We start from the raw sequence: 16,348 nt of genomic DNA on the forward strand, positions 1-16,348 counted from the left end.
CATATTCAAAGCAAAAGGGCTGATCGATTGATCAGCCCTTTTGCTTTTAGTTGTTGCTTAGTGCCTGTAGATATTTAGCGAGCCTGTTGATAGCTGCTGCAGCAGCATCTATCTGCTCTCCGGCTTCCTTCCACCGGCGTTGTTCCAATGCTTCTCTTACACCCGGAATGGTTTTCACACCATAACCGGTATAGAACCCGGGCGCATAGAGCGTATGCTTGTACCATGGGCGGGAAGGCAACCCTTTATCGCTGAGGAGCTGTTGCTCCGCCTGATAAAGTTGTTTGTTGAGTTGCGGTTTGCCCGTTGCCAGTTTACCGGAAAAGCCCTGCGTCACAGTATCCAATCCAGCGAGCGCATTTTGCAGCGGGCTGAAATCGATGTAAGGCACCGCCGCGCGGGGAGCAGGCGGAGACAGGTGTTTGGCCGTATCAGCTGCCAGCTGGTATTTATTTTCCCGTATCAACTGGTTCTCCAGTGCGGTAGTCTCACGCAGGTCGGAGGCCAGTTCAGTGAGCTCATTCACGTATCCATTCACAGTTTCATATAGTTTGCGGAAATCAAAGGGCAATGTAACGGCATTGGCTATACGCAAAGCAGTATGTCCTGCTGTCTGTGACAACGCTACGCCATAGCTGAAAGTAGGGTCCTTGAACCGTACGTAGTTATCATAGGAATCGTAGATGGAATGGTATTCGCCACCCGCATCTTCCCCACCGAAACCAAGGTCCAGCGAAGGAACACCGAGGTGCTGCAGGAAAGAAGAATAGTCGGAACCCGAGCCCATGGCGCTGATAGCAATTCCCTGGCGGGACAGCTTTTCCTTCTTTTGTTTGACGGTGGCAGCCCTTAGCACATCAGCAGCCTGGCGGCGGGCGAGTATGCTGACTTTAGTCTGTGGGTCGATAATATCACGGCCTACCTGGTTGACGAGGGTCTCCAGTGCGTGAGATCCGCTGGCATTGAGGAATCCGCGACCATTGCTGTCAGAGTTGATGTATACCACTGCTTTCTCCTGTAGTTCAGCGGCATGATCTTCCACCCATTCAGTGGAGCCGATGAGCCCTGGCTCTTCCCCGTCCCAGGCGCAATACACCAGGGTGCGGCGGGGTTTGAAGCCTTCTTTGCTCAGTTCACCGATGGCTTTGGCTTCTTCGAGCAAGGCAGCCATACCGCTGATAGGGTCTGCCGCACCATTTACCCAGGCATCGTGGTGGTTGCCACGTACCACCCATTGGTCCGGCTCTTCAGCGCCTTTCAATTTAGCGATCACGTTATGGCAGGGACGTATCTGCCAGTCGAATGCCAGTTTGAGGTGTACTTTGGTTTTTCCGGGCCCGATGTGATAGGTGAAAGGCAGCGCGCCACGCCATGCGTCCGGTGCTACAGGACCGTCGAGTGCTTTGAGCAATGGTGCCGCGTCATGGTAACTGATAGGCAGCACCGGTATTTTTAAGAGGTTAGGCGCCTGAAGGCGGTCCAGCCTTTTAGCGTTGGCAGTGGAGCCTACATTGGGCGTGAGCGGGTCTCCGGGATAGATCACCATATCCATGATAGAGCCGCGTTGTACGCCATATTCATTTTTAAAAGCTCCCTGTGGATAAACATCGCCTGCAAAGTAGCCGTCATCTTTAGGGTCGGAGTAGATAATACAGCCGATAGCGCCGTGTTCCTGTGCTACTTTGGGTTTGGTGCCACGCCAGGAGCGGCCGTATTTGGCGATAACAATTTTACCACGTACATCTACGCCAGCGCGTTCCAGGTATTCATAATCTTCCGGGAGGCCATAGTTCACAAAAACCAGTGGGGCTGTTACGTCCCCATCGGCGCTCCAGCAGTTATAGGTCGGCAGCTGGCCTTCCTGGCCGGAGGTACCATCTTCTTTGAGTGCAGGCTCTTTTAATACGGCTTTATAGCTGGTAGGGCCGGTCATTTCCAGCAGGCGTTCTTTGGGAGTAGGGAACAATACCTGGTAGGTAACGATTTCAGCATCCCAGCCATAACTTTTAAAGCGTTGCAGGATATCTTCCGCCACCGCTTTTCCTCTGGCCGAACCGATATGGTGTGGCTGTGAAGAGAGAGACTTGATGGCTTCCCCAATATGGCTGCTGCTGAGATGTTGGTCAAAACGGGCTTCCAGTTGTTGCTGGCGGACAGCTTCGCTGTCGGTATACCCCAGCATTTTTTTATCCTGCGCCAGTAGGGTCCCGCTGGTGCATACGCATATGGCCAGCAGGCGGTAAAAAAGCGTTTTTTTCATAATCGGAGGTTCAGATCTGTTGGTTGACAAAAAGAAGTTGGTATATCAGACAATATACAAATAGTCCACCACATCGATGGCCCTTTTTGATGAAGAAATTATCAACATAACTTTTTGTTATTGTCCATAATCACAGGTTATAGGGCAAACAGTCCACTTAATCAGTAGATTAGTCTATATTTGTAAACACTTTCATAGCTTTATCCCTGTGAAACCATCCGTTAAACTTTTATAAAGAGGATTTATATGTCAAATACGATTCAGGAGTTCAACGACTACCGCGGTAAGATGAACGAAGTGATTCTGGGAAAGCAGAACAAAGTGATTAACAGGCTGTTCAACCTCGATACCAACACTTATGCCGAGGGAGCATTGAGCACGAAAACGAAGGAAATGCTGGGCTTGGTAGCCTCGATGGTGCTTCGTTGCGACGACTGCATCAAATACCATCTGGGCAAATGCCATGAACAGGGCATCAATACGGAAGAGATGTATGAGATCTTTGCGGTAGCCAACATCGTGGGCGGGACCATTGTTATTCCGCATACCCGCCGGGCAGCTGAATATTGGGAAGAGCTGAATAATCAGTAACTTTACAGGATACATATATACATACTCATATATACTTAACTCATACAAATGTCAACAGCAACTATAGCTCCGCAGGCTTTAACAGCCAAAGATTTTGCAACGGACCAGGAAGTACGCTGGTGCCCTGGCTGCGGCGACTACTCTATACTTAAACAGGTACAAACCATTATGCCTTCGCTGGGCATTCCCCGCGAAAATATTGTGATCGTTTCCGGTATCGGTTGCTCTTCGCGCTTTCCATATTACATGAACACGTACGGCATGCACTCGATCCACGGGCGTGCTACCGCCATTGCTTCCGGTCTCAAGGCTACCCGCCCTGAGCTGAGCGTATGGATCGTTACCGGTGACGGCGACGGCCTGTCTATCGGCGGTAACCACACCATCCACCTGCTGCGCCGTAACTTCGACGTGAACATCATGTTGTTCAACAACCAGATTTATGGTCTGACCAAAGGACAATATTCTCCTACTTCCGAAGAGAACAAAGTGACCAAATCCACTCCTTTCGGCAGTATCGACCATCCGTTCAACCCGCTGGCGCTGGCACTGGGCGCTGACGCCACTTTCATTGCCCGCAGTATGGACCGCGATCCGAAACATCTGCAGGAACTGCTGAAACGCAGCCACGCCCACAAAGGAGCATCCTTCCTGGAAATATACCAGAACTGCAACATCTTCAATGATGGCGCATTTGAAATATTCACCGAAAAATCCAGCAAAGCAGAAGAAACCCTGTTCGTAGAACAAGGACAACCACTGATCTTCGGCGCCCAGAAAAATAAAGGTCTCCGTCTCGACGGCCTCAAACCCGTAGTAGTGGAACTGGGCCGCGAATACAGCGCCGCTGACCTCTGGATACACGATGAAAGCGACTTCTATAAAGCACAGCTGCTGACCCGTCTGTTCGACGATCCGCGCATCGAAGGACACATGCCACGTCCTTTCGGCGTGTTCTATCAGACCCAGCGTCCTACCTACGAAGCAGTAATGGCCGCCCAACTCGAAGAAGCCATCTCCAGAAAAGGAGCCGGTGACCTGGATAAGTTGCTGGCAGGAAATGAAACCTGGACAATAACGACCCCGTGATGGCCATGATTACTGCTGATTTTCCTGATTTGAGGAGATTTAAGTAGAGATAGAAGCGGATTTTTAATACCACTAATTTTTTTATAAAAAGAAGATCGCCCTTTGATATAATATCAAAGGGCGATCTTCTTTTTATTTATCAGGATAAGATGTCGGTCATCCCAAAAATTCTATTTTACATTATACTTCGCTTCGATCTTCTCAAATCAGCGAAATCAGCCATAATCATGGCCATCACAGTTTAGTGGCCTAGTGTTCCCAGCTCAAACATCACTTTATACAGCAACACCACTCCAAAAATAATCATGCTCACACCAGCGATACGGTTAAGCCATTCCACATTGTTGAGGGTCAGTTTATGACGGATTTTGTCAGAGATAAACACTTTGAGGATATCAGCGGAGAGTACCAGGGCCAGACATACGCCATACATCACAAACCGGTGCCCGACAGACGTAGCGGCATTAGCCACGCATACGCCCAGCCAGAAAATAATAACGCCGGGATTGAGGGTGTTCATCAGGAAACCGGCAAGCCATATCTTCAGGTAGTCGTGTGTACGGAACATCTCCGGTTTCTCATCACCGGTGCTGATTCTCACCTTTTTAAAGAACAGGCCGTAAACCCCCATCCCAATCAGGAGGAAGCCACCTACTACCCCAATAGAACGTTTGTATTCTTCCAGTCCGTTGATAAAGGAGGTAGCCAGGTTTCCGGTCACCACAAAGAAAATATCACTCATAGACACGCCCAGCGCGAAGCTGATGCCTGCCTTGAAACCATTATTGATACTGTACTTGATGATGGCGAATATTACAGGCCCCACCGATAACGACAGAAATAATCCCAGTCCTAATCCAGCTACAATTGATGTTATCATGTGTATATATTCGGGGTCACGGGTTATGCCTGATGCTTCACTGTCTTACCGGCCAGGAATTTCTCCCAGTCTTTCAGTTTTTCTCCTTTCATTACCCGTGGGAATTTGTTCATCGCGCCTTCTTTGCCTTTGCAACGCAGGTAATCGATAAATACTTCGTTAGGCAGTACTTCCACAAACACTTCTTTCAGTGCGGAAGTCCTTTCCACAGCATAGTCATCGTTTACTTCAGCCAGGGTCTGATCGATGATTTCCCGGATTTTAGCCACGTCCGCTACCGGTTGATCTGTACCAATGTACCAGCGGTGCGCGAACAGGTTTTCATAAGGGAAACCAGCCACGGTAAACTCACGGATGGTAATGCCCATCTTTTTCTGTACCGTGTCGATAGCCTTGTTCATGTTATCAACGCTCATATGCTCACCAGCGAGGCTGAGGAACTGCTTAGTACGGCCTACGATCACGATTTCATGCTCCTTCACGGAGGTGAATTTCACCACGTCGCCAATCAGGTAACGCCATGCTCCGGCGCAGGTAGACAGCATCACCGCATACTCCACATCTTCCACCACCTCATTGATCATGTAAGATTTGGGATTGGGTTTTACTTCACCGTCTGCATCGAAGTTTTCCTCATTGAAAGGAATGAATTCGTAGAAGATACCAGCGTTCAGCACCAGTTTGATGCCTCTTACGTTCGGGCGTGCCTGGAAACCAAAAGAGCCTTCAGAGGCCATATAGGTTTCAATGAAGTTGATCGGCTTGCCCAATAATTTCTGGAAACTTTCACGATAAGGTTCAAAAGACACCCCACCGTGGATATAGATGGCCAGGTTAGGCCATATCTCATGGATATTTTTTACACCGTGGTATTTGATGATCTCTTCAAACACGATCTGTACCCAGGCCGGTACACCACAAACGGTGCCTACGTCCCAGGTAGGCGCCTTACGGACGATCAGTTTGATACGCTGCTCCCAGTTAGGCTTGCGTGAAATGCTGCCTCCGGGCTTATAAAAGCGACGGAACCACCTGGGGATATTCTTGGCCTGAATGCCGCTCATATCTCCTTCATAGTAGTCGCCTTTTTCAAACAGGGAGGTTGTACCTCCCAACATCAGGATTCCTTTTGTAAAAGACTTGGGCGGGATGTTGAAGTTAACCATGGAATACAGTTGCTTCACCCCTACCTTCTTCACCGTCTTCAACATGGCTTTGGTAACAGGAATATGCTTGCTGGCTGATTCGGATGTCCCGGAGCTCAGCGCAAAATACTTGATCTTCTCGGGCCAGCTTACGTTAGCTTCCCCTTCCAGGCAGCGGTACCACCATTCGTTGTGCATCTTACTGTAGTTATGCACAGGTATTTTCTCCCGGTACTGACCGATAAAATTCGGACTGTCCAAAATGTCCTGGAAATCGTAGTGCCGGCCAAACTCAGTATCCTTGGCCTTCTCCAGCAGACGGTGCAGCACCTGCAGCTGGTATTGGCGAGGTGTACCTAACTTAAACGTGAACTTCTTCCTGATACGTAGTGACCTGGAAATCAGATTACCTATGATGGCCATTAACTTTCCCTCTCTTTAAATGAACTGCAAAAATAAGTTGAATAATGAATATAAACGCGAATTACCAGTTATAGGTTGCAAGTTAACGAATAACACATGTATTTTTTACTAATAACGCTGTAAAATTGGCAACCGGCAATTGATAATTCGTTTTTACCTTTGCGGCATGCTAAAATCTACTTTACTCAAAGCTACTGAAGCCGGCGGAAAAATACTCCAACAATATTTTAACGGGGCTTTTGAAGTAAGCAGCAAAAGCACTGTCAATGACCTCGTAACTGAAGCGGATAAAAAGTCTGAAGCCGTAATTATCGAGGTAATACGCCAAACTTACCCTGACCATTTCATTCTCAGTGAGGAAGTGGGCGCCATTAAAACAGATTCTGCTTTTAAGTGGATCATTGACCCGATAGACGGTACTGTTAATTTTGCCAATGGCATCCCCATCTGCTGCGTCTCCATAGGCGTGGAAAAAGAAGGTGAAATGATACTGGGAGCGGTATACAACCCTTTTATGAATGAGCTGTTCATCGCTGAAAAAGGCAAAGGCGCCACCCTGAACGATAAACCCATCCATGTATCTGCCAAAACCAGCGTGGCCACCTCCTGCCTGGTAACCGGATTCCCCTATAAATGGGAAGAAAGTGATCGCGACCCTTTACAGGTGCTCACCAGCGTTATTAAACAGGGCATTCCCGTACGCCGCCTGGGCTCCGCTGCCATAGACCTCTGCTGGGTAGCCTGCGGCCGGTTCGATGGCTTCTGGGAACACCACCTTCAGGCATGGGACAGCGCTGCCGGATACCTCATGGTAGAAGAAGCTGGCGGAAAAGTGACCCACTTCTCCGGAGACAAATACTCCCCCTATCAAAGTGATATACTGGCCACCAACGGTCATATCCATAGTGAATTGCAGCACCTCATTAACGGTAAATAAGTATTGGAAAACATGGAAGAAAGAACAGAAATACAAGACCTGGGTGAATTTGGCCTGATCGACTATCTCACCAGGAACATAGAAATACAAAATGCCAGCACCGTACTCGGTGTAGGCGACGATGCCGCCGTCATCGACCATTTCGGCAAACAAACCGTTATCAGCACGGATATGCTCGTAGAAGGCATCCACTTTGACCTGATGTATACGCCATTAAAACACCTCGGCTATAAATCAGTAGTGGTGAACATCTCCGATATCTATGCCATGAATGCCACCCCCACTCAAATTACCATGAGCGTGGCCTTCTCCAACAAAGTATCGCTGGAAGCCCTGAACGAATTTTATGAAGGCGTATATGCTGCCTGTGAAAAATATGGCGTAGACCTCATCGGCGGCGATACCAGCAATTCCCAGAAAGGGTTTATCATCAGCGTTACTGCCATCGGCGAAGTTACCCCCGACCAGTTCGTGAAAAGATCTACCGCCCAGAAAGGTGATCTGCTCTGCGTTACAGGCGACCTGGGAGCTGCCTACCTCGGCCTCACCCTGCTGGAAAGAGAAAAGAAAATATTCCTGGAAAACCCGGAGGTTAAACCCGACCTGGAAGACCAAACCTATATCATCGGCCGGCAGCTGAAGCCGGAAGCCCGCAAAGACATCATCGAATTCCTGCAGGAACAGGAAATCGTGCCTACTTCCATGATGGACGTGAGTGATGGCCTCAGCTCTGAAATACTCCACATCGCCAAACAAAGCAACCTGGGCGTAGTAGTGTATGAAGAAAAAATCCCCATTGCACAGGAAAGCAAGGAAATGGCCCTGAAATTCAGCCTCGATCCTACTGCCTGCGCACTCAGTGGCGGAGAGGATTATGAGCTGCTCTTCACCATGAAACAACAGGATTACGATAAGATCGTTCTCAATGAACAGATCAGCGTGATCGGATATATGGCGGACATCTCCGAAGGCGCCCATATCCACACCAAAGGCGGCAATAAATTCAAGCTGGTGGCACAAGGCTGGAATGCCTTCCAACAATAGCATTTAACTATTTAGCCATTTGGATATTTTATTATTTGGAGATTTACCGCGGATAGGCAACCCCTAAATAATAAAATATCCAAATGGCTAAATAATAAAATGGTTCTATTTTTCGACAATCACTTTAATACCCTGACTGTTATGCGTAGGTGGCAGATCACCAGCAAACACACAGAACTTCAACAGGTATTCACCCGGTTTGTCCGGCATCGTTACCGGCATTGTTACCACCCGGCGTAACATCGCACGTTCCAGCGGTAACTCCGATTTTACCACCGAAAACACATCGTCTTTTGTGGAGAAGCCATAACCCAGCATGGGCGGGTTCTCCCGGTCTATTGGAAACGGCATTTTGTAACCATTGTTCGGCTGCAACAGCACATTTACCTGCTCACGCGGATGGGCTTTAATACGCTGTAATCCCACCTTCATCTGCACCAAAGAATAAGAATAATAAGCCGGTTGTATATTGATGTCCCACGTTCCACGGATGGTTTTGATGCTGTCTGTTACCGGCATATCCACACCTGGCTCAAATACTACCAGGGCCGGCTTGCCCCAGAGCTGCGTTTCTGTGTCCCAGAAATTATACTGGCTGCGGCGGGAATAGCGGCTGTTAAGGCTATAAGACAATTGCCCGGTATAAAACATATACTTGGAAGGCAGTTGATAACTGTTCAAAAACACCACCGGACGGCCTTCTGCACGGGTAGCAAGGGCTGATGTCCATTCTTTGTTGTGATGTATTTCCGGCCGGATTTCCACTCCCGGCATAAAATCCCAAACCATATATATCCTTGTTACCAATACCAGCAACAAAGAAACAGGCAGGGTATATAATAACGGTTTACGGGACCAGCCTCTCCGTATGATGGCCTGATGAGCCAGAATCACCACCGGTGTAAACACCATCACCGTCCAGTTGGCCTCTACCCTTCCTTTGAAAGTGCTAATGGCGAAAAACACCAATACACCGATCAGGCAGAATTTCAACGCACGCTCAAAAGTATTCTGGATAGGGCACCGGAAAGCATAATACAACAACAACCAACCCAGCAGCGGCCCAAACAGCAGCAGCTGCCCGCCCAGATAGTCGAGCGTATACGTGATATCATAAGACGAGGCATTGCGTTCTACCAGGTGATATTGCAGGGAAGGGAAACCATGCGTATACTGCCAGTAGATATGCGGGAAAAAGAGAATGGTGGTGATGATACAGGCAGCCCAGAACTTACCCACCCGCAGCAGGTTCATGTTGGACAATACCGTAAAGAATACCAGCAATACGCCATGGTACTTGCTGTAAAACATCAATGCCATGGCAACGCCCAGCAGCAGCGTATTACGCCAGTTCTGACTGGCCAGAAAATAACGGTAGGCCCAGAAATAAACTGCTGCAAAGAATATCAGGGGAAGGTCCGGTACGGCCAGCATACCGCCTATCTGCATAGCGCCCATGGCGCCCATGATCAGATAAAACAGGATATTGTCTTTGGAAGCGATCAGCCGGGAGGTAATCCACAGCGTGGCGGTATTGAGCAGTACAATAAACAACCGTACGCCCAGTTCGTTATGAAAAATACCGTACCCCATTTTTATCAGGAGGGCAATCATCGGTGGATGATCAAAATACCCCCAGTCCATATGGCGGGAATACACCCAATAATAGGCTTCGTCATCCCAGAGATCAGAAAAACAGGCTTGTAAGAGGCCCAGGACCAACCAGGTCAACAGGAACAGGTTCTTGTACTGGCGTCTCGTAAAAAAACGGATTATGGCGTCCATGCGCTAATTAAATGGTGATTTATCCTGCGAAGATAGTAGTATTAACAGTAAACTGTCATATCCCAGTGGTCCCGCAACACGATAAATGCCGCCTCATAGCCGGTTTCGATGCGTCCTAACCGTGTGTGAAGGCGCAAAGCCCGCGCCGGGTAAAGGGATGCCATCTGAAGGGCGGTGTGTAGTGGTATGCCAGCCTTCTCCACGCAGTTGTGCACTGCCTGCAGCATGGTCAGCCGGGAGCCGGCCAGTACACCGGCGGCATTGACATAGCGGTCTTTTTCCTGTATGTAAACATAATCCCCTTCGGGATTCTCCGCTGCCGCATCGGAGATGAGAAAAAGGCGGCCGTCCATTATCTTGTGGCTGATGCTGACCGTGGCAAAGTCCACATGCACACCGTCTGCCACAATGCTGGCAAATATTTTAGGCTGATTATATACCGCTCCTACCAGTCCGGGCGCACGGCTTTCCAGCGGCGACATGGCGTTGAACAGATGCGTTACATGATGAATACCGCTTTCAAAGGCTGCCATAGCTTCTGCATAGGTAGCGTTGCTATGGCCTGCAAAAATGGTGATGCCAGCGTCCTGCAATTCTTTTACCAGCACGGGGTCACAGCATTCCGGCGCCAGGGTGATCATCTTCACCACGCCTTTGCCGTGATGCAGTATCCAGTTTACATCCTCCCGGGTAAGCGGATGAATGTACTTTTCAAGATGTGCTCCTTTTTTCACCGGATTGATGAAAGGGCCTTCCAGATGCAGCCCCAGCACTCCTCTCCCGCCTTCCCGCCAGTAATCCCTGACAGCTTGTATGGCCAGCAATACTTTCTCCGGCGCTATGGTGGCCAGGGTAGGCATGATATGGGCCGCACCGCCAGCTTTACTGGCTTCATAAGTGGCCTGGAGACTTTCTACAGAAGGGTTTAGGAAGAATACGCTGCCATTGCCGCCGTATACCTGTAAATCCACAAAAGCCGGGGCCATGAACCCACCTTCCAGGTCTATCACATCGGGATGACCTTTGTATTCTGAAGCCGGCACGATGCCTGTAATCAGGTGATGGTCCGTCACAACTGCATGGTCACTGAGAATCCTGTCGCCGGTGAATATCAGGGCGTTTGTATAAATAGCGGACATGGCGAAAATATATTAGGGCTGTTCGTACAACTCTAAAGGTAGGCCATCAGGGTCAGTAAAAAAAGTGAAACGCTTACCGGTGTAAGGGTCTATACGAATGGTTTCTGTGGGCACACCTTTCTGGTGCAGTTCCTGTACCGCAGCAGCGATATCCTTCACGGCAAAGGCAAGGTGACGGAGGCCGCAGGCTTCAGGGCGACTAGCCCGTGGCGGCGGATCAGGGAAGGAAAAAAGTTCTATCACATACTGGTCGCCCAGTGCCAGGTCCAGCTTCCAGGAGTCACGTTCTTCACGGTATACCTCCCGGATGACCTGCAGACCCAGCACATCGGTATAAAAGGCCTTACTACGATGATAATCAGCACAAATTATAGCGATATGATGTACGGCCTGCAGGAGCATCTATGATAAAGGTTAAACGAGTTCGTTACTGAGAATAGTGAAGTTATCGGCATCTTTGAGGAAAGGAATATTTTTCCTGACTTCTTCCAGTCTGTCACGTTGAAGGGTATACGTAAAGATATCCTCATCATGTGACTTGCGGTAGATGATTTCGCCCATTGGATCTATCAGGCTGGTTTCCCCGCTGTGGTAGATTTTATTGCCGTCATCGCCAACTCTGTTAACGCCGATAGCGTAACACTGGTTTTCGATGGCGCGGGCCTGCAGCAGTGTGGTCCACGCAGTGCTGCGGCGTTCCGGCCAGTTGGCCACATATACCAGCACATCATAGGCGGGGGTGCCGTCTTGCTGGATGGTATTGCGGGCCCATACCGGGAAACGCATATCGTAACAGATATTCAGATTGATTTTCCAGCCTTTCACCTGTGCAATCAGCCGTTTGTTGCCCGATTGGTAGTGCTCATGTTCGCCGGCATAACCAAACAGGTGGCGCTTATCATAGGTGCCATAGGTGCCGTTGGGCAGCATCCAGATGAGGCGGTTTAAATAATGACCGTTTTCTTCGATGATCAGGCTGCCGGTGAGGATGACATTTTTCTCCGCAGCCTTTTTCTTCATCCACTGCACAGCGCTTCCATCCATGGTTTCTGCCAGTTTCTCCGGCTGCATGCTGAAGCCGGTACTGAACATTTCGGGTAAAAACACCACTTCTGTCCGCTCACCGATGCTGTCGATTTTTTCATCAAACATTTGCAGGTTTGCCGCAATATCTTCCCAGTAAAGCCGGGATTGTATCAGTGTAACTTTTAAATCTGCCATTATTGGGTATTATAGCTACAAATGTACTGCCTGAGGGATTAGAAACTTTTCAAATTATTCTATTTTCAGGCATCATTATTTGCAATTTCTTCAAGCACGTCGTTAATCAGGGAGCTCTCAAACCCACGCTGCAAAAGGTGCTGCATCGTTTTGTACCGCCGTTTGAGCGCAGTTTCACGGTCAAGTGACTGCCATTTCCTATCAGCCAGCTTTAGCAGCGCAGCGTAGTAATCGTCTCCATCAATCTCCGCCAGCCCTTTCCTGATGCAGTAGTCAGACACCTGTTTTTGTTTCAGTTCCGCCTTTATTTTGTTGCGGCCCCATTGTTTTATCCTGAATTTACCGCCCGCAAAGGCTTTGGCGTATCTTTCCTCATTCAGGAAGTTGTCTGCTATCAGTTCCGCTATCGCTTCATCCACGGCATCACCACGTAATCCCAGCTCCAGGCATTTATATTTCACTTCCTGATGGCACCGCTCCTGATAAGCGCAGTAGCGACGCAGCATCTCCAGTTCTTTTTCCATGCAGGTTATCTTACGATCCTCAGCTTGGCGTAGTTAAGCATAATTTTCTTTTCACCACCGCCTTTAGGGAATACGACTGTCGCTATCCTGTTGTTGGGAGCGCCTTCCATGGCCGTGATGGTACCGAAGCCGAATTTCTGGTGTTCCACCTGCATACCGGGTTCCATTCCTGCCGGATCGTCCGGGGCAAAGCCGGGCGTAGGCACGTGGGTAGTAGCAGGTGAAGTTGGCCTTGGCGCCGGTTTGGGAGAGGATGGCTGAGAAGCTGGTTGTCCGGGCGCCTTTTTCTGCATCCGGTCAAACATGTTACCCATATTGCTGCCACCGCCCCATCCGGAAGTGTTGCCACCGCCGAAAGCATTGCGGACGCTTCCGCCACCGGCGTAACTGCGGTCAATGAATTTTTCCGGCATCTCTTCAAGGAAGCGGCTGGGCTCATTCTGTACCAGGTTACCGAAGCGATAACGGCTGTTGGCATGCGTAAGCCACAGTCTTGCTTTCGCGCGGGTAATAGCGACATAGAACAAACGTCTCTCCTCTTCCAGCTCTTCACGGGTATTGATCGACATCCCGCTGGGGAACAGGGTTTCTTCAAGGCCCACTGTAAATACCACGGGAAACTCCAGTCCTTTCGCAGCGTGGATGGTCATCAGTTTCACGACGTTGCTGTCTTCATCCGTGCCCTGATCTGCGTCGGTGAGCAGAGTGATCTGCTGCAGATAGGTGCCCATGGTTTTATTATCCAGCAGTTCTCCTTCTTCATCCGGTGTTTCGGTGAACTCCTTGATGGAGTTCAACAACTCCTGCACGTTTTCGTAACGGGCGAGACCTTCGGTGGTCTTATCGTTGAACAGTTCTTTTACGATATTGGTGGATTTGCCTACTACCACTGCTACATCATACGCGTTGTGGGTAGTCAGTAGTGCCTGGAAACTTTTGATCATCACCACAAAAGCTTCGATCGCTTCAACGGTACCACCTTTGAAACCGAATTCCCTGGCTCTTTCCAGCACTTCCCACATGGTGATGTTGTGCTCATTGGCGAGCACAATAGTTTTTTCCAGGGTGGTTTTACCGATGCCACGCACCGGGTAGTTGATGATCCTCTTCAGCGCTTCTTCATCGCGGGTGTTCATGGTTACACGGAGGTAAGCCACAAAATCCTTGATTTCCTTGCGCTGGTAGAACGACAGGCCACCGAAGATACGGTAGGGAATGGCTTTCCGACGGAGGCTTTCCTCGAAGGAACGGCTCTGGGCGTTGGTACGGTAGAGGATAACGAAATCCCGGTTTTCGTAGTGGTTGCGCAGCTTTTGTTCTGCGATGGTGTCCGCTACGAACTTCCCTTCTTCATTATCAGTCATGGTACGTACCAGTTTGATGGTATCACCTTCAGTATTGTCGGTCCACAGATTTTTTTCAATCTGTCCTTTGTTGTGGGCAATGACTTCGTTGGCCACACTCAGGATGGATTTGGTACTGCGGTAGTTCTGTTCCAGTTTCACCACTTTCACATCATCATAGTCTTTTTCAAACTGGAGGATGTTTTGGATGGTAGCGCCGCGGAAGGAGTAGATGCTCTGGGCATCATCGCCTACCACGCATATATTTTCGTTGACAGCGCCCAGCAGTTTAATGATCTCGTACTGAGCAGGGTTGGTATCCTGATACTCATCGATCATGATGTATTTAAACTTGTGCTGGTATTTGTGCAGTACTTCAGGGAAACTTTTGAGCAGCACGTACATTTTGAAGAGGAGATCATCGAAGTCCATCGCGCCGTTTTTAAAGCAGCGCTTGGCGTACATATCGTAGATCTTTCCGATCAGGGGTCTGTTGGCCCGCATGTCTTCCTGTTGTACGAGATGATCGAGCTGATATTCTTCCGGTCCCATCAGGCTGTTTTTGGCAGCGGAGATCCGGTTGTATACGAAGTTCGGTTTATAGTGCTTATCGTCGAGGTTAAGCTCGTTGACGATGGTTTTAACAACGCTTTTGGCATCATCTGCATCATAGATGGTAAAATCGTTGGGGTAACCCAGCCGGTGTGCTTCTGCACGGAGAAGGCGGGCAAATACGGAGTGGAAGGTACCGATATAGAGGTTGCGGGCTTCGCTGCCTCCCAGGATTTTTTCCACACGTTCTTTCATTTCACGTGCTGCTTTATTGGTAAAAGTCAGCGACAGAATATTAAACGCGTCGACCCCATTCCGCATCAGGTGTGCAATACGCGTGGTCAGTACTTTTGTTTTTCCCGAACCGGCGCCTGCAACGATCATCAGGGGGCCATTGATATGTACTACTGCTTCCCGCTGTCTTTCGTTAAGCTCGTCTAAATAATTTGCCTTCATCACGACTTTTTTGAGGGTGTAAAAGTACGAAATGAAACTGTGATTCTTTTTATTTTACAGCGGCAGTAGGGCACACTCCTGACTTTTGCTGGCGGGATGTGGCCAGCAGGCTGAAAGGGACGGTTACGGGATATTTTTAGAACGATGAAAACGGAATAGGAAAGTATGTTCACTTTCGGGGCTGCGGCCTGAACCGAAGCCCGCAAACTTAGCACAACAGATACTGGCCATCTGAGCTGCAGGGGGCGCTGCAACACGGGTTATTGGCGTATCATAACACATCTCAGCCCACTATCGGGTATTCATAGAACAGCGGCTTCCGGTATTTTGTCCTGTTTGCCGGGCCTCCGGTTTCCAAAAGCCTTACAACTGGTAAATATTCCAAATAACATTTAGTGCCGGGTTATCCTGGTTTTCAGCATTTTCCGCGCAAAATGGATGCGGCTTTTCACGGTACCCAATGGTTCATTGAGGATAGCCGCGATTTCATAGTACTTATATCCTTCAAAATAAAGCAGGAAGGGCTGTTTAAAGATAACCGGCAGATTGTAAACGGCCATCTGTACATCTTTCACCCGCAAGTCTGATTCAGCAAAATTGCCGATAGCAGAAGGCTGGTGGCTCAACAGGTAATCGCCGACGGCATTGTCCAGCAATTTATACTGACGGTTCCCTCTCCGGTAATTATTGATAAAAATATTCCGCATGATGGTATACAACCATGCCCGAATATTGGTGCCGGCGAGGTATTTATCACGATTGGACAAAGCTCTGAACAAGGTTTCCTGATAGAGGTCCTTGGCGGATTCAGAGTCTTTGGTTAGCGTAACTGCATACGGCCGTAGGAAATCAGCATTTCCCAGTAACAAATTGTTGAATTCGGTGGATGACATAACGGTTAACTTTAAATTTTCAAATAAGGCTACAGCATGCTAACCCATTTGAGGGCCAGGGAGTAA

The 16,348-nt window shown here is 49.0% G+C and carries 14 protein-coding genes; 4 read left to right on the forward strand and 10 right to left on the reverse strand.

Annotation, left to right across the window (positions count from 1 at the left end):
- Positions 1–46: 46 nt before the first annotated feature.
- Complete coding sequence (locus tag HHL17_RS01670) at positions 47–2,260, reverse strand: M28 family metallopeptidase (RefSeq protein WP_169223070.1); 2,214 nt, start codon at positions 2,258–2,260, stop codon at positions 47–49.
- A 246-nt stretch (positions 2,261–2,506) separates the two neighbouring features.
- Between HHL17_RS01670 and HHL17_RS01675 the strand changes: the two genes are divergently transcribed.
- Both HHL17_RS01675 and HHL17_RS01680 read left to right on the forward strand, forming a co-directional pair.
- Positions 2,507–2,851: a carboxymuconolactone decarboxylase family protein gene (locus HHL17_RS01675; RefSeq protein WP_078669957.1), complete on the forward strand. Its 345-nt coding sequence runs from the start codon at positions 2,507–2,509 to the stop codon at positions 2,849–2,851.
- Positions 2,852–2,899: 48 nt separating this feature from the next.
- Positions 2,900–3,940 carry a 2-oxoacid:ferredoxin oxidoreductase subunit beta gene (locus HHL17_RS01680; protein WP_169223071.1) on the forward strand — a complete coding sequence of 347 codons (1,041 nt, stop codon included), beginning with the start codon at positions 2,900–2,902 and terminating at the stop codon, positions 3,938–3,940.
- Positions 3,941–4,181: 241 nt separating this feature from the next.
- Here HHL17_RS01680 and HHL17_RS01685 read toward each other — a convergent pair whose 3' ends face one another.
- Complete coding sequence (locus HHL17_RS01685; RefSeq protein ID WP_169223072.1) at positions 4,182–4,820, reverse strand: LysE family translocator; 639 nt, start codon at positions 4,818–4,820, stop codon at positions 4,182–4,184.
- A 23-nt stretch (positions 4,821–4,843) separates the two neighbouring features.
- Positions 4,844–6,388: a GH3 family domain-containing protein gene (locus HHL17_RS01690; protein ID WP_169223073.1), complete on the reverse strand. Its 1,545-nt coding sequence runs from the start codon at positions 6,386–6,388 to the stop codon at positions 4,844–4,846.
- 166 nt (positions 6,389–6,554) lie between these two features.
- Here HHL17_RS01690 and HHL17_RS01695 point away from each other — a divergent pair, with 166 nt between their 5' ends.
- Together HHL17_RS01695 and thiL are read left to right on the forward strand one after the other, a co-directional pair.
- A complete protein-coding gene (locus HHL17_RS01695) occupies positions 6,555–7,325 on the forward strand; it encodes an inositol monophosphatase family protein (RefSeq protein WP_169223074.1) in 771 nt (256 codons plus the stop codon).
- A 12-nt stretch (positions 7,326–7,337) separates the two neighbouring features.
- Entirely contained in the window at positions 7,338–8,369 is a 1,032-nt protein-coding gene (gene thiL / locus HHL17_RS01700) for a thiamine-phosphate kinase (protein WP_169223075.1), read from the forward strand.
- Between the two features lie 105 nt (positions 8,370–8,474).
- On the opposite strand, the gene HHL17_RS01705 is transcribed toward thiL, so the two are convergent.
- From HHL17_RS01705 to HHL17_RS01735, 7 genes are all read right to left on the reverse strand, one after another.
- Positions 8,475–10,154 (reverse strand): ArnT family glycosyltransferase, encoded by a 1,680-nt coding sequence (locus tag HHL17_RS01705; RefSeq protein WP_169223076.1) that lies wholly within the window; start codon positions 10,152–10,154, stop codon positions 8,475–8,477.
- 41 nt (positions 10,155–10,195) lie between these two features.
- Positions 10,196–11,293: an N-acetylglucosamine-6-phosphate deacetylase gene (gene nagA / locus HHL17_RS01710; protein ID WP_169223077.1), complete on the reverse strand. Its 1,098-nt coding sequence runs from the start codon at positions 11,291–11,293 to the stop codon at positions 10,196–10,198.
- Positions 11,294–11,305: 12 nt separating this feature from the next.
- A complete protein-coding gene (locus HHL17_RS01715) occupies positions 11,306–11,695 on the reverse strand; it encodes a VOC family protein (protein WP_169223078.1) in 390 nt (129 codons plus the stop codon).
- Positions 11,696–11,707: 12 nt separating this feature from the next.
- Complete coding sequence (locus HHL17_RS01720) at positions 11,708–12,514, reverse strand: amidohydrolase (RefSeq protein WP_169223079.1); 807 nt, start codon at positions 12,512–12,514, stop codon at positions 11,708–11,710.
- Positions 12,515–12,579: 65 nt separating this feature from the next.
- Positions 12,580–13,038, reverse strand: a complete 459-nt coding sequence (locus HHL17_RS01725) for a regulatory protein RecX (RefSeq protein ID WP_169223080.1) — start codon at positions 13,036–13,038, stop codon at positions 12,580–12,582.
- 5 nt (positions 13,039–13,043) lie between these two features.
- A complete protein-coding gene (locus HHL17_RS01730; protein ID WP_169223081.1) occupies positions 13,044–15,389 on the reverse strand; it encodes an ATP-dependent helicase in 2,346 nt (781 codons plus the stop codon).
- 392 nt (positions 15,390–15,781) lie between these two features.
- The gene (locus tag HHL17_RS01735; protein WP_078669945.1) at positions 15,782–16,282 is read right to left on the reverse strand and encodes an RNA polymerase sigma factor; all 501 of its coding nucleotides are present in this window, start codon (positions 16,280–16,282) and stop codon (positions 15,782–15,784) included.
- Between the last annotated feature and the right edge of the window lie 66 nt (positions 16,283–16,348).

Source organism: Chitinophaga fulva (genome assembly GCF_012927205.1).
In the GTDB taxonomy this organism is placed as follows: Bacteria; Bacteroidota; Bacteroidia; order Chitinophagales; family Chitinophagaceae; genus Chitinophaga; species Chitinophaga fulva.

Bases quoted from the DNA above. Each gene is read 5' to 3' on its own strand.
- HHL17_RS01670 (WP_169223070.1), bottom strand. From the start codon at position 2,260: ATGAAAAAAACGCTTTTTTACCGCCTGCTGGCCATATGCGTATGCACC.
- HHL17_RS01675 (WP_078669957.1), top strand. From the start codon at position 2,507: ATGTCAAATACGATTCAGGAGTTCAACGACTACCGCGGTAAGATGAAC.
- HHL17_RS01680 (WP_169223071.1), top strand. From the start codon at position 2,900: ATGTCAACAGCAACTATAGCTCCGCAGGCTTTAACAGCCAAAGATTTT.
- HHL17_RS01685 (WP_169223072.1), bottom strand. From the start codon at position 4,820: ATGATAACATCAATTGTAGCTGGATTAGGACTGGGATTATTTCTGTCG.
- HHL17_RS01690 (WP_169223073.1), bottom strand. From the start codon at position 6,388: ATGGCCATCATAGGTAATCTGATTTCCAGGTCACTACGTATCAGGAAG.
- HHL17_RS01695 (WP_169223074.1), top strand. From the start codon at position 6,555: ATGCTAAAATCTACTTTACTCAAAGCTACTGAAGCCGGCGGAAAAATA.
- thiL (WP_169223075.1), top strand. From the start codon at position 7,338: ATGGAAGAAAGAACAGAAATACAAGACCTGGGTGAATTTGGCCTGATC.
- HHL17_RS01705 (WP_169223076.1), bottom strand. From the start codon at position 10,154: ATGGACGCCATAATCCGTTTTTTTACGAGACGCCAGTACAAGAACCTG.
- nagA (WP_169223077.1), bottom strand. From the start codon at position 11,293: ATGTCCGCTATTTATACAAACGCCCTGATATTCACCGGCGACAGGATT.
- HHL17_RS01715 (WP_169223078.1), bottom strand. From the start codon at position 11,695: ATGCTCCTGCAGGCCGTACATCATATCGCTATAATTTGTGCTGATTAT.
- HHL17_RS01720 (WP_169223079.1), bottom strand. From the start codon at position 12,514: ATGGCAGATTTAAAAGTTACACTGATACAATCCCGGCTTTACTGGGAA.
- HHL17_RS01725 (WP_169223080.1), bottom strand. From the start codon at position 13,038: ATGGAAAAAGAACTGGAGATGCTGCGTCGCTACTGCGCTTATCAGGAG.
- HHL17_RS01730 (WP_169223081.1), bottom strand. From the start codon at position 15,389: ATGAAGGCAAATTATTTAGACGAGCTTAACGAAAGACAGCGGGAAGCA.
- HHL17_RS01735 (WP_078669945.1), bottom strand. From the start codon at position 16,282: ATGTCATCCACCGAATTCAACAATTTGTTACTGGGAAATGCTGATTTC.